The organism is Algoriphagus iocasae, from assembly GCF_014206875.1.
In the GTDB taxonomy this organism is placed as follows: Bacteria; Bacteroidota; Bacteroidia; order Cytophagales; family Cyclobacteriaceae; genus Algoriphagus; species Algoriphagus iocasae.
The window spans coordinates 736090-760727 of sequence record NZ_JACIJO010000002.1; the positions used below are offsets into that span (position 1 = coordinate 736090).

Consider the following 24638-nt stretch of genomic DNA (forward strand, 5'->3'; position numbering starts at 1 on the left):
CCAAAAACCAATGGGGCATAAAAAAGGAGAACTTGTTTTAGTTCTCCAGAGGTAATTAAGCAAACTTCACTTTTACTATAATGATTTTGGACTATTTATAGGCCCATAACCTACGATAACGATGTTTGTGATTTCTTGATCTTTCAAAAACTTCGCTTGGTTATAATCTAATTTTGATTTCCAGTTTTCACCGATCATCGCAAAGTATTCTGCTCTATCCATATAAAGTTTAGATGCGAAAGGATTTTTCTCAATCTCTTTATTCAGTTTCACTAATGGATCAACAGGCTTTTCCTTTTTGTATTTTTCCAAAGGATTGCTCACCAAATCCTTACCTTTTTGTAAATGGAATTCGAAATTCATTAAATATTCTTCTCCCGGAGTTTTTCCATCCAGAAATTCAGGATTCCAATTTGCTTTCAGTAAATCAAATGTTCTTAAAACCTCTTCTGAGAGAGATTTATCACCTCCATAAATCTGTGGCTCACCTACAGGATATCCAGCTTCATCAAAAGTGATGGACAAGGTAATATTGCCAGTTTCCTCATTCAATCTTGCTTCTTTTGGGTACTTGACATTTTTAGACAAGAACATGTTCATTTCTTTTACGGGACTATTAGACTGAGCAAAAGAACTATAGCATATAAAAATTAATAGGAAGGAAAACGATGCTAATTTTTTCATAAATGTTTTGGTTTAGTGTTAGTTTAACTAAACTACTGATTTTAAGAAAAATAAAAAAGTTTAGTTGATGGTAATTTCATTTAAAAACTCCAAAATGCCATAAAATTCCAGCTGGGTCATGTAGGAAGAATTCACTTCCCCATTCTTCAAGTTTGATGGCACTCAGCTTTACGCCTTTAAATTTTTCAGGTAATCCCAATACTTTCATCGCTTCCCAATAAGATTCTAGATTCTCTACTTCCAAAAAGATCATGGTGTTTTCGCACCATTCTTTGGAATAATAATCTTGTAGATAAAAGCAGATATTTTCCTTTACTGTGACCAAAGAAAACCCCTTGCTCAAGGGCTTTACGTTGAATCCCAGGGTTTGATAAAATCGGGTGCTTTCCTCAAAATTCTTTGAACCTATGAAAGTTCTAATCGATTTAGCGGGATGAATCATACTCCAAATTGTGTTAGATGATGATTTAAATGTTTATAAAATTGATTATTCCACTCTTTTGTTGTCATTGGGCCAAAAGAAATCGATTCTTTTCCATCAAAGTAATTTGGTCCATAATCAAAGGTTTTTTGGATGTAAGAAATTAATCGACTTTTCTCATCTTCAAAATCTTTTCTATCAGAAATAATGAATTGTGGTGCTGTCCTTGAGTTTTTAGGATAAGGTTTTTCATTGACCACCCCCTTTTTCACAAATGTTTTCAAGAGAAATCTGACAAATCCGTTTGGCTTGGGGTGTTTGTCTGTATAGGCCATTTCATAGGCGACACAACAATGGGCAAGCATTTGGTCTACGCTCATTTTGCCCCAATTTGGTTTGCTTTCTGGCGTAAGCTGATTGATTCGATCAATCAATTCTTGGTGAACTTCAGGGTCAAATATATTTTTCATAGTTGAGATTACTTCTTATGCCACAAATTATAGAGTTTTCATTAAATCAAAAGATTGTCTTATAATATTTTACGCATAAATATGTTTATAACGTAAACCTATTTATGTTTGTATCGTTATGATTTAAAAAAGCAAAATCAATGGAAAAAGAATTAAGCACAAATGAATCACTTGCTATCATCACCGAGATGATCGGCAAGGCGAAAAGAGAAGCTGCCGGAGATGGGAGTTTTCAAGTATTACTTTGGGGTTGGGTAATTTCCCTTTGCAATTTGGGGCATTACACACTGGAAAAAATGGATTTTTCTCAACCTTACATCGTATGGTTATTGGTTATTCCTGCCACGCTTGTCAGCATTATTTATGGAATTAGAAAATCGAAAAATGCCCGGGTAAAAACCCATCTGGACTTGGTTTTAAACCAGTTATGGATGGCAATTTTTGTGGGAATTGTTATCGTTTTGGCGTTTATGCCTACCCTTCAATACAATCAAAGCCCGATTATTTTGATTTTAGCTGCTTTGGGGATGTTTGCAACCGGTGTTTTAATCCGTGTTGGAATCGTAAAGCTTGGTGGAATCCTTTTGGCAATAGCTTCAATAATTGCTTTTACACTACCGGTAAGTGATCAGTATTTAGTTTCTGGGATTGCCATAGTTTTGGGATATCTTGTGCCCGGTTATTATTTGAAAAGAAATTATCGTGAGCGTGTTTAAGCCATTAGACCCACTTCTTCATTCTCAATTAAGGTTGGCTGTTATGTCTCTCTTGCTAGGCGTAGAGGAGGCTGAGTTTACTTTTTTGAAAGAAAAAACAGAGTCTACCGCAGGTAATTTAAGCGTGCAGCTGGATAAGCTTGAAAAGGCGGGTTATATCAAAATCGAAAAGTCATTTAAAGGGAAAAGACCTTTAACTACTTGTAAGATTCAGCAAAAAGGAGTAAAAGCCTTTGAGGACTATGTTGATAACCTAAAAAATTACATTGAATAAAAAATTTTCTCTATTTAGTTTATAATATAAACCAGTTTACAAATGAAAAATATAATCTTTATGTGGATGTTTTGTTTGCCAATGATGGTAAACGCACAAAATTATGAACTCAATCTTGAGGCTCGTAATGAAGTTGAAAAATTGGAATTTCTACTTGGGGAATGGAGTGGAAGTGGATGGATGCTAAACCAGAGCAGGGAGAAAATGACTTTTGAGCAAAAGGAAACGGTACAAATGAAAATAAATGGCACGGGTCTTTTGATCGAAGGAGTGGGTACTTCTGGTGGCGAAATAATTCATAATGCACTGGCAATCATTACCAAAGCAGATGGAGAAGGAAAGTATAAATTTGATTCATTTCTTCAAAGTAATCAACATGGGACATTCAAGGCAGAGTTGAAAGGAGATGTGTTGTATTGGTATCCAACAGAAAATGTCCGCTATGTCATTCGAATCAACGAAAAAGGCCAATGGTTCGAAATTGGGGAAGCGAATGTCGGTGGTAATTGGTATCAGTTCTTCGAGATGACTTTGGATAAAAGTAATTGAAAGTTGTTTTTAAAACTTCTTACAAGTTTAAGCAAGGGAAACCCCTTGCTTTTTTTTTATTGGCTATCGAACTAAATTGTAAAACATTTTAATCTTGAAGCCATGAGAAATTTTTACTTCTTTTCACTTTTTGTGCTAATTAGTTTCTTTTCAACACCTGTTTTTGCTCAAGAGGAAGCAGAAGAAGAGGAGCAGGAGGAAATGGAGGAAGGAAAGCACAGTTTAGCCTTTGTACTGGGACATGCCAGAATTGGACAAGGAAGAAATGCAGAAGGGGAAAAACAGTTTACTTCAGTACCATCTTTTGCTTTGGATTACAATTATTGGATTAGCGAAAAATTTGCACTGGGTCTCCACACAGATTTTCTGAATGAGAATTTTTTTATTGAATCAGAATCGGAGGGCACCTTGATTGAGCGGGAAAGGCCAATAGCACCTGCGATAATGGGAACTTTGAAACCGGGAGAACACTGGTCGTTCGGATTAGGTTTTGGAGGGGAATTTGTCAAAGGGGGAGAAACCTATTTTGTTACTCGATTTGCCATTGAATATGGAGTTGAAATCCGAAATGGCTGGGAAGTTCTGGGTTCTTTGACTCAGGATTTCAGAGCAAATGCCTATAATGTCACAGGTTTGGGGATTGGAATTGAAAAGAGATTTTAGATTTTAAAAGTAACATTTACTTTAGCCCATTTAATTTTACAAAATGATATATGAGATAATTGGTTGGTTAGGGGCTTTTCTTTTCATTCTCTCTTACTTCTTCTTAGCAAGAGGAATTTGGAAACAGGAGCAAGCAAGATATCATTTTTTCAACTTGGGCGGAGCTATTTGTTTGGTGATTAATGCGATTCATTTTTCTGATCCAGCAAATATTGTCGTAAACGGTGTTTGGGGAGCTATAGCAATTATGGCATTGTATAAATACTGGAAGTTCTATTTCCGTAATAAATCGTAAACCTGATTTTTGAAAATTTCCAATTTTTGCTGGTAGACTTCTTCTTCATCTATCATTGACAAGTAGTAATAAGCACCTTCTATCACCACAAAAATCTGCTCTGCCAGAAGGCTGGTATCTTTCCCATTTAGTTTTTCATCTCGATCCAGGATTCCCTTTAAATATTCACGTAATTTTTCGTGTAGTTTTCGATATTCCGTCCTAATTACTTTATTTCTAAATATCAAACTATAACAACTGTAAAAGACACCATCATCAAAAAGTAAATTCCAATCTCTTGAAAAAAGTCTATCAATAAATGTCTTTGGATCAGTGTAATTTTTCTCTTCTAATTCTTGAATGATAGGTTCATATATCATCAGGTATTGTTGAAGAATATATGAGATCAAATTAGAAATAAGTAGCTCTTTTGTAGGGAAATAATGCATGATCAAACTAGGTGGCATACCTAGGTGTTTCCCGATTTTTGCTATCGAAGTATTTTCCAATCCATGTTCTTTTGATAGCTCGTAAAACCCTTGAATGATCTCTTTTTTTCTGTCGGAGGAGATCCTATGATTCATGTTATTTTAATATTAATGTTTAGTAAATCGAAGTTTGAAACTAAGCAAATTCTTTTGAATTGGAAAAATCGATAGAAAATTTTGAACAGTCATTCAAGACTTTTTGAATTTAAAATTTTTTAAATCCTTAATTATTTCGATTTAGAATAACTATTTTATTTCTTTTTCCGCAATAATTTTCATCTAAAAAAAAAATTCAACCGCTTCAGTTGAAGCCTTTTACTTTTCAATAGATTTACTTTTAATCCATACACTAGAACTCAAAATATTTTGATTTCCAGTACAAATTTTTTGCTGCTACAACAATGTCAAGAAATCAAATCATGTAGAATGAACTGTTTGTGGGACGAAAATTTTCGCAAAAAAAAAATTTTTTTGAATCAAATAAATCAATTGAATCAAATCAGTTTGAGCTGACTTTTTCCTAACCTTCTACTTGTTGAAAAGATTGAATTTTACAAATTTTTTAAGGAAAGGGAGGAGTTTAGGCAAATTTTTATAAAAAAAGTCCAACAAATAATTCTGTGTTATTACATCATTTCTAAAGTGTGAAATTCTTTAATCCAGTATTAAATTTTCATTAATATCTATAAAAATGAAATATAATTGTTTTGATTAATTAAAAACAGTATTTAATATTGAATGAATATTCAATAAATTTTTTGAAGATGAATTTGCTTTTTCAGTCTTCTTAAAGAATCTCTTGAATGGCAAAAATTAAATCAAAGCTATATGGAACAAGTGTTACACAGAAGAATGACCCAAAGACTTTTCAATTTGAAGAAATTTGGAATTCTGGTTTTAGTGATCTTATCCGTCTCTATGAAGACTTTCGCTCAAAACCAGATAAGAGGTAAGGTGACCGATAAGGAAGGTCTTGGGATTCCAGGAGTTTCCGTTTTGGAAAAAGGTACTCAAAATGGCACGATCACTGACCTTGATGGCTCTTATGTGATTGTGGCATCCAATGAAGATGCTGTCTTAGTTTTCTCATTTATAGGTTACAAAACAATGGAGGAACCTATAAAAAGCAAAACAATTATTGATTTGACTTTTGAAGAGGAAGATACCCTGCTAGAGCAAGTCGTAGTGGTGGGCTATGGTACTCAAAAGAAAGTCAACGTAACTGGAGCTGTGGATCAACTTGCAGGGGAGGAGATCGCCGACAGGCCAATCGCCAATGTCATGCAAGGGCTTCAAGGTATGAGCCCAGGGTTGAATATTACTTACCAAGGTGGTAAGCCAGGTTCAGTTCCAGATATTAATATCCGTGGTTTTACTTCAATCAATGGGGGTGGTCCTTTGATTATCATAGATGGAATCGCTGGTAATAACAGTGACTTATTAAGATTAAACCCTTCTGATATTGAATCTTATTCTGTTTTAAGAGATGCAGCTTCTGCAGCCATTTATGGGGCAAGAGCTGCTTTTGGTGTCATATTGATAACCACAAAAAAAGGAGCTGAAGGGAATCAAAGGATTTCTTATAATAATTACTTCTCTTGGGGCAGGCCTTCGGTTTTGCCAAAACCAGTAACAGATCCATACATTCACTCCAGAGTTTTGGAGATTTCTACCAATAACACTCCTTGGGATTATGTAAACTATTCAGATGCACATTATCAATGGGCAAAACAAAGATCAGAAGATCCTTCTATAGAGGATACAAGATTGGATCCAAATAACCCAAACATATGGGCTTATATGGGTAATTATGATTGGTATGATTACTTTTTTAATAAATCCAGTTTTTCAACGAATCATAGTTTATCAATCAGTGGCAATAGTGGAGGCAAGATGCCAATGGGTTATTACGTATCCGGAGATTATACCAATGAAAATGGATTGAATAAGCTTGCTGATGATTATTGGAACAGATATTCATTAAGAGCTCGTATCACAGCCAAACCATTGAAATGGTTGAATATCGATAATAACTTAAATATCTATCAAACACGTAGAGAGGATCCTACCAATGACATCACCAGTGTTTATAATTTAAGACCAATTGACGTGGCGGTTAATCCTGATGGAACCTGGGCTAATACTGAAACGGGAAGACTTGCAGCCAGATTAGTAGATGGAGGTGAAAATCAGGAAAACATGTTTGGTTTTCAGAATATTTTAGGTGCATCTGCCAGTTTATTGGATGGAGATTTGACGTTTAATGCTACTGCCAGCTTCAAAAGAGAACAATGGAAATACCATTGGGACAGAAAGAAATTTAATATTGGTTTCGGACCTGAAGATATAAGAACAGAGGGTGGAGACGGATCTGTAATTGAAAGAAATGGATCATTAAATACAACCATTCTAGATTTTTATGGCAAGTATTCCAAAACATTTGGAAAGCACAATTTTAATATCCTTGCAGGTTATAATCAGGAGGATTACGATTATTCTACTATCCAAGCAGAAAGAAGAGTGTTGATTTCTTCTTCACTTCCATATATAGGTTTGACCACGGGAGATTCTTTTATTACACCTTCTTATAGTGCTTATGCTCTTCGAAGCTTATTTGGCCGTGTCAATTACACGTTCAATGAAAAGTATATTCTTGAAATAAATGGGAGATATGATGGATCTTCCAGATTTCCAAAAGATAATAGATGGGGCTTTTTCCCTTCTGTCTCTGCTTCTTGGTTGATGATGGATGAAAGCTTTTTCCAGCCATTAACAAGTGTGGTGTCCACCTTTAAAGTAAGAGCTTCTTATGGTAGTTTAGGAAATCAAAATGTATCCAATTTTGGTTATATCCAGGCTTTGCCAACGAACCTATCCAGCTATTTGATTGACGGGAGTAAGAGAACGATTATTACATCTGCTCCATCTTTAGCTGTAGACCCTAATTTTTATACGTGGGAAGAAGTAATTTCTACCAACGTAGGATTGGACTTCGGATTTTTAGGAGATAGAATCAGCGGTACCTTTGATTATTTCATCCGAGATACCAAGGGTATGCTAACTGACCCTGTAGAACTCCCAGGAGTTTTGGGTACAGCACCTCCAAAACAAAATGCGGCTGATTTAAGAACGAAAGGATTTGATTTTTCTATAGGATATAGAGACCAGATAGGTAGTACATCAAACCCGGTAACTTTTGGTGTCAAATTGATCCTTTCGGACTCTAGATCTACTATTACCAAATTCCAAAATGAACAGAATTTATTCTCCAACTGGAGAGTAGGTCAAGAAGTGGGAGAAATATGGGGATTGGAAAGTGATGGCTTATTTGTCAATGAAGATGAAATCGCTCAGTTGGACCAATCCAGTATTGTTCCTTGGGGTGCATTGGATATAGTACCAGGCTGGCCAAAATATGTGGATTTAAATGACGACGGTAAGATTGAAACGGGACAATCTCAGGATGATCCAAAAGATTTGAGATTAATAGGTAATACAACTGCGAGATATCGTTACGGAGCCAATATTAATGTCGGATGGAGTGGATTTGATTTGTCTATTTTCTTACAAGGTGTGGCAAAAAGAGATTATTATCCAAGCCGATATCTTTTCTGGGGACCTTATCAACAGCCATATGGGAATGTATATCCTTGGAACCTAGATTTCTATCGAGCAGAAGCTGATGGTGCTGATTTATTGGCTCAGCATTCTCAATCTTACATTGAAGCGGGCTTAGCAGAGCAAAATTTGGACTCAAGTTATCCAGTTCTGCAATCTTGGATGGCAGATGCCAATTATGGTGCAGGACTGGATATTCCTCAAACAAATTATTTACTAAGTGGTGCTTACTTAAGACTTAAAAACATCACTCTTGGGTATAGTCTTCCTCAGGTGTTAACAGAAAGGCTAAAAGTAAACAAAGTCAGATTTTATGTGACTGGAGAGAACTTATATGAAATTTCTGCCATCAAGAAATATGTGGATCCAGAATCGATTAATGCATCAAGTGGAGATGCAAATTCATATCCTTTCCAGAGAAAGTTTGCCTTTGGAATCAACATAGATCTGTAATTAAGAAAAGAAAAAAATCATGAAAAAATATATCCTTTATTTAAGTGCAGCTTTCCTTTTAGCTTCATGTAACGATGATTTTCTGGATAAATATCCTCAGACTTCTGTAGCTCCTGAAGAGTTTTTCAAAACAGAGGAAGATTTAGAATTATATGTAAACGGGTTACTTACCATGGCTGGACCTGGAAGTTATCTAGGTGACCAAAGCAGTGATAATTTGGCCACTACAGGTGCTATTGAAATCAAAAGCATTATGACTGGATCTCCAAGTTCTCAAACCATTACAGGAGGTTGGAACTGGGGTACCCTAAGAAATATCAATTATTTCCTAGATAACTATACCAAAGCAACTGGAACAGAAGAGGGTATTGCCCATTACGTGGGTTTGGGTAGGTATTATCGTGCAATGTTCTATTTCAACATGGTAAAAAGATATTCTGATGTTCCTTGGTTTGAAACTACCTTGAGTCCAGGTGATGAAGATTTATACAAGCCTAGAGATTCACGGGAAATGGTCATGAGCAAGGTTATGGAAGATTTGGATTTTGCTATGGCCAATGTAAGAGAATCAGTTCCTACTGGTACTCCTGATGTTTGGGCTGTAAAGGCATTTGCTGCAAGAGTGGCTTTATATGAAGGCACTTATAGAAAATACCATTCTGAATTAGGCTTGGAGGGGACTTCTTCCCAGTTCTTGGAAAAGGCTAAAACTGTCGCTCAAGAAATTATTAATTCTGGTTTGTTCTCTATTTATAATTCAGGGAAACCATCCAGCGATTATGCTTCTCTTTTTGGCGCACAGAACTTATTGGGAAATCCTGAAGTAATCCTTGCCAATATTTATGATTCCAGCAAAGACAGAGGTTCGAATAATAACACCGGTATTTTTGGTGATTATGAGCAGTCACCATCCAAAGACCTTGTAATGAGTTATTTGATGAAAGATGGATCTAGATTTACTGAAATGGAGGGATATGAAAAATTGGGATTTGTAGCTGAATTCAAAGATAGAGACCCCAGGCTAAGTCAGACGATTGTATATCCAGGTTGGGTGAGACAGCCTGATTCAAATCCATACATTCAGAACTTAAGCAAAAATTTTACTGGCTATCATCAAATGAAAGGCTATGTAAATAGTATCGATAATGTGGAGGTTTCTAGTGCTGATTTTCCAGTTTACAGATTCGCAGAGACTCTTTTGATTTATGCAGAAGCAAAAGCAGAATTAGACGAACTGAATCAAGGGGATTTAGATATGAGTATCAATGTACTAAGACAAAGAGCGGGAATGCCAAACTTGGATTTGGCAATGGCAAATGGAAATCCAGACCCATTTTTAATTTCTAAATACCCTAATGTTTCTAGTTCAAATCAAGGGGTTCTTTTAGAGATTCGAAGAGAAAGAAGGATAGAATTGGCTTTAGAAGGATATAGATTCGATGATTTAATGAGATGGAATGCTGGTAAATTGCTGGAAAACATTCCAATGGGAATGTACTTTCCTGGCTTAGGAAAGTACGATATGACGGGTGATGGAATCGAAGATATTATTTTGGTGGACAAGGAAAGTTCAATTCCTGTTGGCGATGAAAAAGAAAAAAATAGTCTTGGTGTTGCCTTGATTTATTATAAAGCTGGAACCATTGATGAAAATGTTGACGTATTTTTATCTGAAGGGAAAAATGGGGGTAATATGGTGACAGAAACCAAAGCTAGAAATTTTGTGGAACCTAAATACTATTATAGACCTGTACCAATTCAGCAGGTAACACTTAATCCAAATTTGACTCAAATTTTTGGTTGGGATTAATTCATAAACAATTGGATTCTTGAGCCCAGTGGTTGAAACTGGGCTTTATCCATTTATTTAAAAAAAGAATGAAGAAAATATTAATTGCAGTCTTCGTATGTATTGCTGCATTACAATCCTGTACAACTAAGGAAAAGGAATCTGAACCTATCAAAAAAGCCCTTTTTGTTATCGTAGATGGTATTCCTTACGATGTAATCGACTCCGTGGCAACTCCAAATCTGGATCAAATTATTTCTCAAGGAGGAATAATGCAAGCGACAATGGGCGGGGAAAAAGACGGCTATAGCCAAACTCCTACCATCTCTGCCGTGGGGTATAATTCCGTCCTAACGGGTGTTTGGGCTAATAAACACAATGTTTGGGGAAATGGAATAAAGGATCCGAATTACCATTACCCAACAATTTTCAGGTTGTTTAAAAATCAATTTCCGGAAAGGAAAACGGCTATTTTTTCTACCTGGTTGGATAACAGAACCAAATTAGTTGGAGATGGACTTACGCAAACAGGCAACTTATCCATCGATTACCATTTTGATGGTTTAGAACTGGATACCATCAAATATCCACATGATGAAGGGAAAATCTACATTCATCTAATCGACGAGGAAGTTTCAAAAGAAGCGGCTAAAACGATCTCAGAAAATGCCCCTGATTTAACCTGGATGTATCTGGAGTTTACCGATGATATGTCTCATAAGTTTGGGAATAGCCCTCAATATGTGGATGCTGTGAAGAAAGCAGATGTTCAGATCGGAAGGGTTTGGGAAGCCATCAAGGAACGTGAAGCAAACTTTAATGAAGATTGGCTAATCGTTATTACTACAGATCACGGAAGAGAGGCTGATGGGCATGGACACGGTGGGCAAAGTGATCGAGAACGAAGTATATGGATTGCGACAAATGCCAAAGAATTGAATCCTCATTTTCAAGAGGTAGGACAGACTGTAGATGTCATGCCTTCTATAGCGAATTTTTTAGGTTTGAAAATCCAAAAAGAACAAGCCTTGGAATTAGATGGGGTGTCTTTTATAGGTCCAGTTTCAGCCAGTAACTTCAAAGCCAATTTGGAGGGTTCAGCATTGAATCTAAGTTGGAATACTCTTTCTAAAGGCGAAAAAGGAAAAGTTTGGCTGAGCAAAACCAACAACTTCAAGTCTGGAGGTGTGGATCAATACCAAGAATTAGGAGAAGTTGACTTGGATCAAGCTACTGCCAATTTTGAAATTGAGGTTCCATCAAAAGGATTTTTAAAGGTAGTATTAGAAACTCCCTCGGGCTATTTAAATTATTGGATTGTTCCAACCAATTAAAAAAAGAGGCTCAGAATTTATTCTGAGCCTCTTTTTTAATCCAAAACCACTTTTTCCCTTTTCGGGTATTTTACTTCATACTGCATTTTTAATTCTTGTTGGGACCCAGGAGAAATTTGTAGGATCCAACTTACTTTTCCTGTTTGAGGATCGAGTTTTCCTCCGGAAAGTTCTAATGCTTCCACATTGATTTCAGAGTTAACCGAAACAGGAATTTGATCTTCGACTTTGATTGTTACGGTTTGGGATTTATTGTTTCTTACAGTGATTTTATACTCACGATTTTCTGTAATATTCGATCCAATGGTTCTCTTCTTGGAGAATTCTTCATTCTTTTCTCTTGACACGACAATGCTTCGATCTCTACCCATAGAAACCTGTAAGGTATCCTGAAGACTAGAGGCATTTAGCACCGATCGACCAACAAATCCATCTTCAAAATACAGGTTACTTTCCCCTTCCAACAAACTGTATTGGCTCCAATCACTGATTTCTGCGATTAAGAAGACATCATTATCGATTTTAGGAATCGCCGAATAGCTATACTGAGCTGGTATATCATATGCCTTTAAGTCCACTATGGTTTTTTCACCATTGGATTTGATGGTATAGGGTTCGGCGACTTCTATTTCAACAGTGGTCTGATTTTCTTGAACGATTGTTTGAATAGATTGGGCCATGGCTCTTTTATCTTTGCTTTCAACCATTACGCCCGCTACCTTGCCTTGGAGACTCTCATATATATCGCGACTATAACCAGTTACAACCACTTCATTTAATGCATAGGTATCCGGCTCCATGGTGACATTAATGCTGGAGGAGTTTATAAGTAATTCCTTTTGAGAATAGCCAATAAATGAAAAAACTAAAGAGGAAGCTGACTGAGGTAAACTCAAAGAGTAAAAGCCTTCCACATCGGTTACAGTGCCAATTGTTGACCCTTTTACCAAGACTGAAGTGCCTGGAAGAGGCTCATTGTTTTCATCAAATACTCGTCCTGATACACTGTTGAAGGTGCTTCTTTTTTGAGAATAGCTTGTCAGTCTTGCAAAATTCAACTCCCATTTATCAAGCGTAGGGACTTGACCGCTTTCGTTAGGATTTCCATTGGAAAAACGCAACTTGACATCATTCCAATCCACTCCGGTATTCTGGTTCACTTCAGCTTTATAATTAAGCTTCATCGGTGAAGTTACATCTTTGACACGGACATCATATTTTGGATACCAACCGGCATTTGCCACCAAATAATTCAGTTCAAAACTTGCAGGACCAGGAGCATCTGCCTTAATACGAATCCGTACTTCTGAAGTCGATTTATTTCCTGATTCCTGGATTATTCGGATCTGGTTGATCAGCTTATTTTTTTCAAAATTGCTTTCTTTTAGATTGGTTGTCAGTTGATTTACCTCAGATTTGATCTTAGTGAGCTCGCTTTCATAAAATTCCATTGCCTGCTTTAGCTGGGTCATATTCAATCCACTTTGGCTTCCTCCAATTGATTGATTGGCATTAAGCAATTTCTCTTGCTGTGCAAGTACATCCAGCCGCACCAATGATGCTTCTTCCTTCTTCTCGATTGCCTTGATTTGATCCTCAAGAGACTTCACTTCATCATTTACTTTTTGCTCAGAAAGAAAATCTATGCGTTTGTTTACCGCCTGAATGATGAAATCTCCCTGACCTTTTACCTGAATACTTTTTTCATCCAGATAGGGTGATAATCCTTTGATGACTACAAAAGACTCTCCAGAAGGAATCTGACCTGAAGAAGTTTCAAAAATCTGCGCCCCGGATAAGAATACCGTCACCTCTTCAATCTTAGATGTAAACTTAGTTTCCTTGATTTCCTGAGCCAAGGCATTAAAAAAGAACAGAATAAAAAGGGTATTGAGTAGGAATAATTGTTTCATAAAAAGCAGGCTACGATTCAAATAAATTTTTAGTAATCAACGTAAAAAACAAAGCATTGGCAACTCTTGGCATAAAAAAACCTCTCCAAAATAATTTTCGGAGAGGTTTTTAACTAAAGAAAGATTACTTATTCTGTTCCTTTCTGAATATCATTTTTGTTCTTCACATATTTCTCCAGCCAGGTATTCATTTCCCATAAGGTGTGCAAAATAGATTCCTCGGCGGCATAACCATGACTTTCATTCGGCAAGAAAACCAATCTAGCTGTCGCACCATGGCCTTTCAAAGCATTGTAATAACGCTCAGATTGAATTGGGAATGTACCGGAATTGTTGTCGGCCTGTCCATGAATCAGCAAAATCGGAGTTTCTACTTTGTGAGCGAAAGAGAAAGGAGACATGTTGAAATACACATCTGGAGCTTCCCAATAAGTTCTTTGCTCATACTGGAAACCAAATGGTGTCAAAGTTCTATTGTAAGCACCACTTCTCGCGATTCCCGCAGCAAACAAATTGGTGTGGGAAAGAAGATTTGCCGTCATAAATGCACCGTAAGAATGGCCTCCTACAGCAATACGATCTCTATCCCCAATACCTAATTCAACGATATGATCGATGGCTGCTTCAGCATTTGCCACCAACTGCTCGATGAAATAATCATTCGGTTCTTTATCTCCTTCACCTACAATTGGCATCTCTGTTTGATCCATAATAGCATATCCTTGAGTCACCCAATAAATCGGAGAACCCCAGCTTAATCTGGTAAAGGCATATTTCGAACCACGAACCTGAGCCGCTACTTCTTTAGACTTATATTCTCTTGGATAAGCCCACATTAAAACTGGAAGAGGTCCGTCTTTGGCAGCATCATATCCAGCAGGCGTATAAATTACCGCAGATAAATTCAGTCCATCATTTCTTTTATAGGTAACCAACTGTTTTTGGATGCCTTTTAAAGACTCATAAGGATGAGCAAATGCGGTCACCTGAATTGGGGCCATTCTCTTTTTGGTATTTACCAACCAATAGTTAGGCTGGATATCAGTGCTTTCTTTCAAGGTGATAAATTCAGTGCCGTTATCGTCAAGCACTTTGACTACCCGCTCGTAATACGGAGCTTGTGATCTCCATAGGATTTCCTGCTCTTTCGTTTTAGTGTTGAAAGTAGAAAGGAATGGCATATTTCCTTCTGGAGATCCGCCTGGGCTAGTCATGAAAACCAGATCACCTTTGCGAAGCAATACATTTCTACCAAACTCATTTTCTGTATACAAAGGATCCCCAGGATCGTTGTACAAATCATCAGATGATCTTTCGATGATTACCTTTTTCGGTTGAGAAGGATCTGATGGATTGATTACAGAACGAACCTCTTTTCTGGATTGAGACCAGCGCTCATTTAGAATGGCGAAAGAATCATCAGACCAAGCAATTCCAGCATATCGATACGGAGTGGAGGCTAATTTTTTCTTTTGAGCAGTAAAAGGTGCATCAAGTGTAAAGACAACATCTCTTTCCTTCGTGTCGACTCTCGCATCTCCTCCATCTTGTGCCTCTACCCAATATAAAGTAGATGGCTTATCTGCTCTCCAGCTTATATTTCTTGGGCCAGTCACAGTAGCATCAAAACCAGTTGGTCTGTTTTCATCCAAAGGAATTTGAGCCAAAGTCTTTACCTTTTTGCCATCCTTGGACCAGATTTCCACGTCGTAAGGGAATCTGGATGCTGGAACGAGATAAGAAAATGGCTTTTTGATCAAATCCACCATGATGTAAGAACCATCTGGAGATAGATCCATTCCTTTGATCATTCCACTTGGGCCAATTGGCTTTTTGCTACCATCCAGATTCACTAGCATAATCTGAGAATCCATGAAGTAAGCAAAAAGTGCTTCATCGTACGGATCTGCCAGTAAATCTTGGTAAGTTCGGCTAGGAGCCGCATCTCCAGATGTTTCCTGGATGATGGGACCTGCTGGAGCTGCCGGTCTTTGAGGAATTGAGCCGCGGCTTGGATTTGCTGCTTTTACCAGCAATTGATTTTCTGGGGTCCAAAGTATTGAATTTCCATAGACATCATTGACGATGGCATCTGTCAATTTTTTTGCTTCAAAAGTGCTTAAATCCACCACCCAAAGACTGATTCCATTTGCTTCAGTCTGAGTAAAAGAAAGATATTTCTCATCATGTGACATAGAGAAATCTCCCATATTAGGATTAGAAGGCAAGCCAGTAATTTGTGTTTCCTCACCACCACGGGTCATTTTGATTTTGATGTTTTCTACTCCTCTTCCTCGACTTGGGCCTGAGGTGGCTGGATTGATCCTTAAACCGGCAATTCTTAATTCCGGTTGGGAGAGGTCTTCAATACTAGGGTTGTCAGCCCTTTCCAAAAGCAGCATCCAGCTTCCATCTTTACTAAAATTGACGGAAGGAGTGCTCGGTGCATTTACCAGATCCAAAATGGATTTTGGAGGTTTCTGATAGGTGGTTTGAGCTTGCGTTCCAGGTAGAACAGCCAAAGCCAAAATCCCTATCATCATGCTGATAGTAAATCTTTTAGTCATATTTTTTGGTTTATTTTCTCTAGTGAAATTAATTAATTCAATTCCGATTAATACCTAAAAAACCATCAATGGTTAGAATCTTGGATGAAGTCGCATATTGGCTTCCTTAAGTGAAAATTAGATTTCTCAAGTTGATTTGACTAATAAGAAAAATTGAATTGAAAAAAGTATCGAGTATAACCCTGAATATTTCGTGAGACATTAAATATTTTGCGATTTAGTTCAGCATTCAATAAAACTATCTGGGCTTCTATGTAACTCAAGCTGTAGAAGTATCACACCTAAACAAAACTAGTACTATCTCCCTAGGTGCTCCCTTAATCCTCCCTTGCAGTTCCCTTGATTCTCCGAGTGATTTAGGGAGGTTCAAGGGAATAGTGAGGAATTTGCAGTGGTACATAGTAAGCTTTGATACGACTCTGAGTCGGCTATTACCCTACTTAGATATGAACCATCTACAATGGTATATCGAAGGAGCATCGTACAAGCATCGGAGAAGGATCGTAGGAGATTAGACTTTTCATGTATGGCATTTATTCAGATATACTCTCTGAATGCTGGATTTTTTCTGCCGAGAATTCAGGTGCTACTTAGGTATAAGAAGTCATTGAGATTAATGTATAAAATCAGAAGTTAATTGGGAAAGCATAGTACATTATACTAAAGGGTTCATATCTGTTTTTATGAAAAATAGGGACGGTTTTATTGCACTAATTACTGACAAGAACAAGTAATAAATTGACTTGGAGATCATTCTTGCTATGCACAACACCCTGGTATTAAGGGGAAAAGCCACTAATGAGACTTTTAGCTGGGTTTACTATGCCATCAGTTGGTTAAAGAGAAGATTTTGGGAATCAAACATATCATCATGCCAAACTACCATAATGAATTTTTTACAAGCTCAATAGAAAATAATTTGAATGGAAACTGTTTGGAAGACTGATTCTTATTTTATTTTCGTCTAAATCCAGAGTTCTAATATGATTAAAAACTAATAGTAGAGACCTTCCCAAAGAAGTTTTATTTTTTTTAAAAGAATCAAAGCAAGGTGTTTAATTTATGGGGATTTTTCATGGAAGTAATCAGTAAGATAAATGCAACTTGAACTCAATTTCTTTAATTTCATCTATATTATTTCTTGTGCTTTTGGCTATGTATTAGGATTAGTTTTACTAACCTATGGGGTTAAGAAAAAGTCTACCAGTATCCTTTTAGGTTTAAGTTTTTTATTCCTTTCCCATGCTATATTGTTGGCTGGATTGATTGATTCTGGTTTGATCATTCATTTTCCGAATCTTTTTAGAACAGGAAATGTGGCGGCTTTGATCTATTCTTTTTTGCCTTTTTTATACATTCAATATTCCTTGTTTCAACCAAAATTTAGGATTTGGCATTTCATTCACTTTCTTCCTGCGATGATCTTCATCATCGATTTTATGCCGGTATTTCTGATGGATACAGCTGATAAAGTAACAATGATTTCTTCACAGGTCAATGATCCTTCTTTAATAGTCAGTTATACTCAAAGCAGATTTTTCCCAGATAATTTCTATACTGAATTTAGAACTATCCTGATCAGTATTTATTGGATTAGTAGTGTCATTCTTGTTTGGAGGTATAAGAACAAAAATCCCCAACTTGGAAGTAAGCAAATCCTATTCAGATGGATTCAGACGTATTTGTTTTTTCAGATAATCATAATTGCTCCCTTTTATTTAACATTCCAAAGCTCAAACAGTGATTTGGCGTATAAAGCAGTTCATTTTTCTGGCGCTCTTATGAATTTGGGTACAGGTATTTTTCTTCTTTATTTTCCCAACATACTTTATGGGACCAATTTTTATAGTAAAAAGAACGTCTCTTATGAAAAAGAGGATGTTCAGACATCTAAAGATGAAAGATCTGTTGAAATCGATAGTGAAAAAGCGGCGGAACTCAATAAGACATTGGACGAACTTTTAAAAACTCAAAAAGTGTATCTTAGAAAAGGCTATTCAGTTTATGACCTGTCGAAAGATTCTGGGATTCCTCATTATTTGCTGAGTCAGTTTATGAATCAGCATCTTGGAGTTTCATTTCCAGAATTTATCAATAGGTCAAGAGTGATCCATAGTTGCGAGCTCCTGGAACAAGCACAAACGGAAAATTATACCCTAGAAGCTATAGGAGAATTGTCAGGATTCAGCAATCGAAATTCTTTTTCTTCAGCTTTTAAAAAGGTGACTGGCAAATCCCCCTCAGTTTATCTAAAAGAGAAAGGATTTATGGGCAAAGAGGGATGATCATTCATTATTTATGCACAAATCCCCCTGATTTTTGCAAATTCAAGAATACAGTGTAATAGTTCCTTACTTCAGTTTTTTACCTTCATTGGTCCTTTTTCCCAATGAGAAATATTAGAAAAAATATAGATTAACTCAAGGTTAATATTTATGCTTTCTGGCCATTTTAAGGCTAATTAATAGGATTTTCTTGTTCCTATTTTTAATTTATAATATCCTTTTATTTGTACACTTCCATCTTCACTGTTTATGAATCCTCAATATTCTAGTAAGCTATCGCAATTTCTTTTCTTATTATTAGCGATTTCAATTCTAATCTCATGTGGATCTCCACAAGAAAAATCCCCTACCACTTCAGGAAATCTAGAAGCAACGGAAAATTCTCAAGATAATTTGTCTTCTTGGGAAGATGGGCCAAAGAACAAAATTATGGATTGGGTTAAGTCCACTACGACGGAAGGCTCAACAGAATTTATTCCTGAAAAAGACCGGATTGCTGTATTTGACAATGACGGGACACTCTGGTCTGAGCAGCCGTATTATTTCCAATTGGCATTTGCTATTGATGAGGTAAAAAGATTAGCTCCTGAGCATCCAGAATGGAAAAATGACTCTTCTCTGGACGCCTTGATCAAAGGAGATATGGCTGGCTTTATGGCTGGTGGAGAAAAAGCCCTTCTTACTGCTATAGCGATGACCCATGCAGGGATGACAGCCGAAGAATTTGATTCCAGAGTCAAAAACTGGATCAAAACTGCTACCCATCCCAAAACAGGGAAACATTATAATGAAATGATTTTTCAGCCCATGCTTGAATTGCTTCAATATCTGAGAGCAAATGGATTCAAGACCTTTATTGTTTCTGGAGGAGGAATAGACTTTATGAGAGCTTGGACAGAAGAGGCTTATGGAATCCCTCCTTATCAAGTGGTAGGTTCTCAATTTGGATTATCCTATGTGGACACTACAGCTAGTCCTGAATTGATAAAGATTCCTGAGCTTTTTTTTAATGATGATAAAGCAGGAAAGCCAGTTGGGATTTACCGAAATATAGGGAAGAGACCAGTTTTTGCCGGTGGCAATAGCGATGGCGACTACCAAATGCTTCAATATACTTCAACTGGAGACGGCGCTCGCTTTGGATTGATAGTTCACCATACCGATTCCGTGAGAGAGGTTGCGTATGATCGGGAATCACATATCGGACAATTGAATAAAGGGCTTGATGATGCCGCAAAATACAATTGGCTAATTGTGGATATGGCGAAGGACTGGAAAGTCATTTACCCCTATGAGTTAAAGTAGTTTTAATTAGCAAATTTTAAACATGTAATAACTTTTAATTTATATCTATGAAACAAAAATTATCAATTTTAAAAACTGCCATTTTTGCCTTGCTGTTTTTGCCTTTTTTGGCGAATGCACAGGACAAACCAAACATCGTCGTCATTTGGGGCGATGATATTGGGTATTGGAATGTGGGTGCTTATACGCACGGAATGATGGGTAGAACACCAAATATTGATGGAATTGCCCGGGATGGAATGCTTTTTACAGACCACTATGGACAACCAAGTTGTACTGCAGGTAGAGCAGCTTTCATCATGGGGCAATTGCCGGTTAGAACGGGAATGACTACGATTGGCATTCCTGGTTCCACACAAGGAATCCAAGCTGTGGATCCTACTTTGGCTCAAGTACTGAAAGCACAGGGGTATGCTACTGCTCAGTTTGGTAAAAATCACTTGGGTGATAGAAATGAATTCTTGCCTACCATGCACGGTTTCGATGAGTGGTTTGGTAATCTATACCACCTAAATGCTGAAGAAGAGCCAGAAGAATTGGATTACCCAGGACAGAAAAATCCTGCATACAAAGAAAAATTCGGTCCTCGAGGAGTGTTGCATACTTGGGCCACAGATACCGATGATCCTACTGTAGATCCGAAGTTTGGTAAGGTCGGTAAACAAAGAATCCAAGATACGGGACCCCTTACCCGCAAAAGAATGGAAACCATCGATTCTGAAGTTACCGATGAGACTTTGAAATACCTGGACAGAGTGGGCAAAGAAGATAAACCTTTCTTTGTTTGGTATAATACCACTGCCACTCATATCTGGTCACATAGTACCAACAAATACATCCAGGCTGCTGTTGACGAAGGACGTGCAGAAGAAGATGTCGTTCGTGCAAAAATGATTGAGCATGATGAATTGATTGGTAAGATTCTTCAGAAGATCAAAGACATGGGAGAAGAAGATAACACCATCGTGATCTACTCTACAGACAATGGTAATGAATTGATGTACTGGCCTGATGGCGGATATGCTCCATTCCGTGGTGAAAAAGGAACTACCTGGGAAGGTGGACTGAGAGTGCCAATGTTAGTAAAATGGCCAGGTAAAATCCCTGCTGGTACTTATTCGAATGGTATCCAAAGTCATGAGGATCTTTATGTTACTCTTGCAGCGGCTGCAGGTGCTCCAAACTTGAAAGAAGAGTTGTTGACAGGTAAAAAAATAGGGAATACTACATTTAAGACGCATTTGGATGGTTACAATAACCTGGATCTGTGGACTGGAAAAACTGATAAATCAGCCCGAAGAGAAATGTTCTATTACGATGAATCCGATTTAATGGCAATTCGTGTAGATGCTTGGAAAATGCACATTGGGGTGAAACATGGAGGAAGCTGGTTTGATGAAAAATCATATCCTAGTGTACCTTACATTGTGAATCTATTGATGGATCCAATGGAAAAAATGACTCCAGATTCGGAAGAATGGGGATATGCAGGTAGAAAATTTGTAGCCCAAAAACTTTGGGCGCCAACTGCAGCTGTTCCGTTCATTCAAGCACATTTGAAATCACTTCTAGATTATCCACCAAGTCAAGGTGGTGAGTCTTTGAATATGAAAGCGTCTATAGAGAGAGCAATGAAAGCGATGGAGCAACCGACCGGTGGAGTTCATTAATATTAATTAGTTACAACTTGATAAAATACCAAGCAGGACATCTTTAAAAATGTCCTGCTTTTTTTGAGCATTTACATCTTCTATAAATTGATAAGAGTCAAAACAGGAACCAAATTTTTAAATGCCAAATGGATTATTTAAAGAATTAAGTTTAACTTTTGGACAAATCTATCTATAAAAAAACTTGATATGTAATTTCTTTATCGACAACTTTTAAATTTTAACAGCGATGAAACACAAATTTTCAATTTTAAAATCAGCCATCCTGATGCTTTTTTGCTTACCAGTGTTGGCACAAGCCCAAGACAAACCAAATATTCTTGTGATTTGGGGAGATGATATCGGTACCTGGAATATAAGCCATAATAACCGGGGAATGATGGGGTATATGACTCCTAATATTGATAGAATTGCAAGGGAAGGTGTAGGATTTACGGACTATTATGCACAGCAGTCCTGTACGGCGGGTAGAGCAGCATTTATTGGGGGAAATGTTCCAGTAAGAACTGGTATGACAAAAGTAGGTATGCCAGGAGCGAAAGAGGGTTGGCAAATGTCAGACATCACCATGGCAACTGTGATGAAAAACTTAGGTTATGCAACAGGCCAATTTGGTAAAAACCACCAAGGTGATCGTGATGAACATCTTCCTACTATGCATGGATTTGATGAATTTTTTGGAAATCTATACCATTTAAATGCAGAAGAGGAACCTGAAAACATGGATTATCCAACAGGTCTTGAATTGAAAAATGGACAAAAATTTGAAGAAGTATATGGACCGAGAGGAGTGATCCATAGCTGGGCAGATGGGAAAGGTGGGCAGAAGATCGAAGATACAGGGGCTTTAACTAAAAAGCGAATGGAAACTATCGATGACGAAACCATCGCCGCAACCAAAGAATTTATCAAAAAGCAAGTAGCGGATGGCAAACCTTTCTTTACTTGGTGGAATGCCACCCGCATGCATTTTAGGACCCATGTGAAAGAGGACCATAGAGGAATCAGTGGACAGGATGAATATTCCGATGGAATGGTGGAGCACGACATGCACGTGGGTGAATTACTGGCTCTTTTGGATGAATTGGGAATTGCTGACAATACTGTTGTGATGTATTCTACAGACAATGGACCTCATTATAATACTTGGCCAGATGCAGGCACGACTCCATTTCATGGAGAGAAAAATAGTAGCTGGGAAGGAGCATTTAGAGTTCCTGCCTTTATCAAGTGGCCTGGTAAATTTCCTGCTGGCGTAACTCTTAATGGAATAGTTTCACATGAAGATTGGTTACCTACATTTGCTGCTATCGGAGGGGATCCTAATGTCAAGGAGAAAATCATGAAAGGTGTTACCATGGGTGGAAGAACCTACAAAAATTACATTGATGGGCATAATCAATTAGATTACTTAATGGGTAAAGTAGAAGAATCTCCTCGAGAAGGTTTTATTTATGTGGACGATGCAGGGTCAGTTGCTGCTCTTAGGTACCAAGATTGGAAGGCGATGTTTATGGAAAACAGAGCAGATAAATTGCAGATCTGGCTAGAACCATTTGTGGAATTGAGAGCTCCGTATTTATTCAATCTGAGAAGAGATCCCTTTGAGAAAGCATTGTTAGGATCTAATACGTATTATGATTGGTATATCGATCGCGCTTTTATTTTGATTGCGATGCAGGGATATGCATTTAATTTCCTTTCTACTTTCCAAGATTATCCTCCTAGCCAAACTGCAGGAGATTGGAGCTTGAGCAAAGTAGAAGAACAAATAAATAATATGGTCAAAGCAAACAACCAATAAAAATAAGAGACCGATCAGTAACTGATCGGTCTTTTTTATTTAATCCAATGGATTTGATGCTATATAAAAAAACAAGACTAAATTATGCCTGAACCGGATTTCTAATATTGAGCAAGCAAAAGCACAATAACATATACTCAGGATAGAAGTTTTCAGTCTCAGCCTGCAGTACTGCTAGGGTTACATCGGTCAAATAGCAATGAATACCAATAAGGTTTCTGGCATTTTTACCGACAATATTTTAATCCACATCATTACTTACCATATCAAAGGTCTCTCTGATTTTGGGTTGGAAATTCCACTTCAAGGCTACCGTTGGTCCGTAATACACGTCAAATTGAGATCCGTTACTGCGTAGTTGCATCTGAGCAATTATGCCAGTAAGTACCGTTAAGTTTTTTGTAAGCCCAGCAGAGTAATAAACTGATTGTCGGAGAATATCAAAGCGGTTTTCAGCATAATCCTTTGAAGGAAACTTGAACATGATCTCCGTGTAATAAGAGATGTTCTGAGAAGTGAAAATTGGATTTTCCTTTTGTTTCAGGTAATGATTGACTCCAAACCGACCTCTTAATCGAGGGATCGTCCGCTTAATACCGTTTTTATCATCAAAGAATTTCGTCTCGAATCTTACCTGCTCAAAAAGACTTCCCTTTACCATTTTTTGCATATAAGTCCCCATCAGGATCAGTCGCCTTTCTAGTATTTCCGGATTTCCGGCCTCCTTAATCTCATATTTCTTGTTTCGTGCGTAGCCAACATAAAACTTCATATGCTTAAAACCTGAGTAGACCAGCCACGGCCTTACTACAAAGCGTTGGACATAAGCATAAGGATTTGAATTGGTATAAGCACCTTGGGAAACTAATTGTACATCTACTTGGCCTGAAATTTTCCATTTTTCGATCATTGGGAAAGCCACATCTATTTCTGAAATCGAGGCAGGAATAAACCCTAATTTGTATTGGGGTTCAGATTGTGCAGATAATTTGAATGGGTTCAAAAAGGATAAAATGAGCACAAGACCGAAAAAAATTGAAATTTTGATTCTTTCCTCAAAAAAGTTTTTATTAAAAATTTCCATAAGTGTGAGGTGGTAGTGGAGCCCGATTTAAATAGCTACTGAATTTAATCTATATGGTAGAATATTTTAATCTTTTTGACAATTGCTATGAATATTTTATAAATGTTAAATGATACCTATTTTCTTTTCATCATTCATTGCTATTCGTGATTTGTAATCGATAAATCAAAATCCTAATACTTGAAGTCCGATTTCATAAAAAGTGAAACATTCTTATCACGATAAACACATCCTAAGGTCTCGACTTTACAATTCCCAACTCTCACATCTAAAATCT

At 37.2% G+C, this 24638-nt stretch carries 19 protein-coding genes; 12 read left to right on the forward strand and 7 right to left on the reverse strand.

The features are described from left to right. Nucleotides 1–75 precede the first annotated feature (75 nt). The 3 genes from FHS59_RS10650 to FHS59_RS10660 all read right to left on the reverse strand — a co-directional run bounded on the left by FHS59_RS10650 (nucleotide 76) and on the right by FHS59_RS10660 (nucleotide 1575). Nucleotides 76–684 carry an energy transducer TonB gene (locus FHS59_RS10650; protein ID WP_184495124.1) on the reverse strand — a complete coding sequence of 203 codons (609 nt, stop codon included), beginning with the start codon at nucleotides 682–684 and terminating at the stop codon, nucleotides 76–78. Nucleotides 685–760: 76 nt separating this feature from the next. Next, nucleotides 761–1126, reverse strand: coding sequence for a VOC family protein (locus FHS59_RS10655; RefSeq protein WP_184495125.1), 366 nt, complete (start codon nucleotides 1124–1126; stop codon nucleotides 761–763). Next, nucleotides 1123–1575: a DUF1569 domain-containing protein gene (locus FHS59_RS10660; protein WP_184495126.1), complete on the reverse strand. Its 453-nt coding sequence runs from the start codon at nucleotides 1573–1575 to the stop codon at nucleotides 1123–1125. Before FHS59_RS10660 ends, FHS59_RS10655 begins: the two co-directional genes overlap by 4 nt. A 140-nt stretch (nucleotides 1576–1715) precedes the next feature. On the opposite strand from FHS59_RS10660, the gene FHS59_RS10665 reads away from it, so the two are divergent. The 5 genes from FHS59_RS10665 (at nucleotide 1716) to FHS59_RS10685 (ending at nucleotide 4072) form a co-directional block, all read left to right on the forward strand. Next, complete coding sequence (locus FHS59_RS10665) at nucleotides 1716–2291, forward strand: hypothetical protein (RefSeq protein ID WP_184495127.1); 576 nt, start codon at nucleotides 1716–1718, stop codon at nucleotides 2289–2291. After that, nucleotides 2284–2565 carry a winged helix-turn-helix domain-containing protein gene (locus tag FHS59_RS10670; RefSeq protein ID WP_184495128.1) on the forward strand — a complete coding sequence of 94 codons (282 nt, stop codon included), beginning with the start codon at nucleotides 2284–2286 and terminating at the stop codon, nucleotides 2563–2565. The genes FHS59_RS10665 and FHS59_RS10670 overlap by 8 nt, the downstream gene beginning before the upstream one ends. A 42-nt stretch (nucleotides 2566–2607) precedes the next feature. Then, nucleotides 2608–3114, forward strand: coding sequence for a hypothetical protein (locus tag FHS59_RS10675; protein WP_184495129.1), 507 nt, complete (start codon nucleotides 2608–2610; stop codon nucleotides 3112–3114). A 102-nt stretch (nucleotides 3115–3216) separates the two neighbouring features. Next, the gene (locus tag FHS59_RS10680; protein ID WP_184495130.1) at nucleotides 3217–3777 is read left to right on the forward strand and encodes a hypothetical protein; all 561 of its coding nucleotides are present in this window, start codon (nucleotides 3217–3219) and stop codon (nucleotides 3775–3777) included. 43 nt (nucleotides 3778–3820) lie between these two features. Further along, nucleotides 3821–4072: a CBU_0592 family membrane protein gene (locus FHS59_RS10685; RefSeq protein ID WP_184495131.1), complete on the forward strand. Its 252-nt coding sequence runs from the start codon at nucleotides 3821–3823 to the stop codon at nucleotides 4070–4072. Here the strand turns inward: FHS59_RS10685 and FHS59_RS10690 are convergent. Continuing rightward, nucleotides 4051–4635, reverse strand: coding sequence for a TetR family transcriptional regulator (locus FHS59_RS10690; RefSeq protein ID WP_184495132.1), 585 nt, complete (start codon nucleotides 4633–4635; stop codon nucleotides 4051–4053). The genes FHS59_RS10685 and FHS59_RS10690 overlap by 22 nt on opposite strands. A gap of 732 nt (nucleotides 4636–5367) precedes the next feature. Here FHS59_RS10690 and FHS59_RS10695 point away from each other — a divergent pair. From FHS59_RS10695 to FHS59_RS10705, 3 genes are all read left to right on the forward strand, one after another. Then, nucleotides 5368–8610, forward strand: coding sequence for a SusC/RagA family TonB-linked outer membrane protein (locus tag FHS59_RS10695; protein ID WP_184495133.1), 3243 nt, complete (start codon nucleotides 5368–5370; stop codon nucleotides 8608–8610). Nucleotides 8611–8629: 19 nt separating this feature from the next. Next, a complete protein-coding gene (locus FHS59_RS10700; RefSeq protein WP_184495134.1) occupies nucleotides 8630–10420 on the forward strand; it encodes a RagB/SusD family nutrient uptake outer membrane protein in 1791 nt (596 codons plus the stop codon). Nucleotides 10421–10488: 68 nt separating this feature from the next. After that, entirely contained in the window at nucleotides 10489–11733 is a 1245-nt protein-coding gene (locus tag FHS59_RS10705; RefSeq protein WP_184495135.1) for an alkaline phosphatase family protein, read from the forward strand. Nucleotides 11734–11768: 35 nt separating this feature from the next. Here the strand turns inward: FHS59_RS10705 and FHS59_RS10710 are convergent, their stop codons facing one another. Both FHS59_RS10710 and FHS59_RS10715 read right to left on the reverse strand, forming a co-directional pair. Continuing rightward, entirely contained in the window at nucleotides 11769–13646 is a 1878-nt protein-coding gene (locus tag FHS59_RS10710; RefSeq protein WP_184495136.1) for a DUF4139 domain-containing protein, read from the reverse strand. Nucleotides 13647–13774: 128 nt separating this feature from the next. Continuing rightward, a complete protein-coding gene (locus FHS59_RS10715) occupies nucleotides 13775–16189 on the reverse strand; it encodes a S9 family peptidase (protein WP_246388457.1) in 2415 nt (804 codons plus the stop codon). A gap of 1121 nt (nucleotides 16190–17310) precedes the next feature. Here FHS59_RS10715 and FHS59_RS10720 point away from each other — a divergent pair. The 4 genes from FHS59_RS10720 to FHS59_RS10735 all read left to right on the forward strand — a co-directional run bounded on the left by FHS59_RS10720 (nucleotide 17311) and on the right by FHS59_RS10735 (nucleotide 23277). Next, on the forward strand, nucleotides 17311–18498 hold the full coding sequence (locus FHS59_RS10720) for a helix-turn-helix domain-containing protein (protein ID WP_184495138.1): 1188 nt from the start codon (nucleotides 17311–17313) through the stop codon (nucleotides 18496–18498). Nucleotides 18499–18747: 249 nt separating this feature from the next. Then, complete coding sequence (locus tag FHS59_RS10725) at nucleotides 18748–19803, forward strand: HAD family hydrolase (RefSeq protein WP_184495139.1); 1056 nt, start codon at nucleotides 18748–18750, stop codon at nucleotides 19801–19803. Between the two features lie 47 nt (nucleotides 19804–19850). Then, nucleotides 19851–21473, forward strand: a complete 1623-nt coding sequence (locus tag FHS59_RS10730) for an arylsulfatase (protein ID WP_184495140.1) — start codon at nucleotides 19851–19853, stop codon at nucleotides 21471–21473. 229 nt (nucleotides 21474–21702) lie between these two features. Then, entirely contained in the window at nucleotides 21703–23277 is a 1575-nt protein-coding gene (locus FHS59_RS10735) for an arylsulfatase (RefSeq protein WP_184495141.1), read from the forward strand. 241 nt (nucleotides 23278–23518) lie between these two features. Here FHS59_RS10735 and FHS59_RS10740 read toward each other — a convergent pair whose 3' ends face one another. Then, on the reverse strand, nucleotides 23519–24280 hold the full coding sequence (locus FHS59_RS10740) for a DUF2490 domain-containing protein (protein WP_246388400.1): 762 nt from the start codon (nucleotides 24278–24280) through the stop codon (nucleotides 23519–23521). Between the last annotated feature and the right edge of the window lie 358 nt (nucleotides 24281–24638).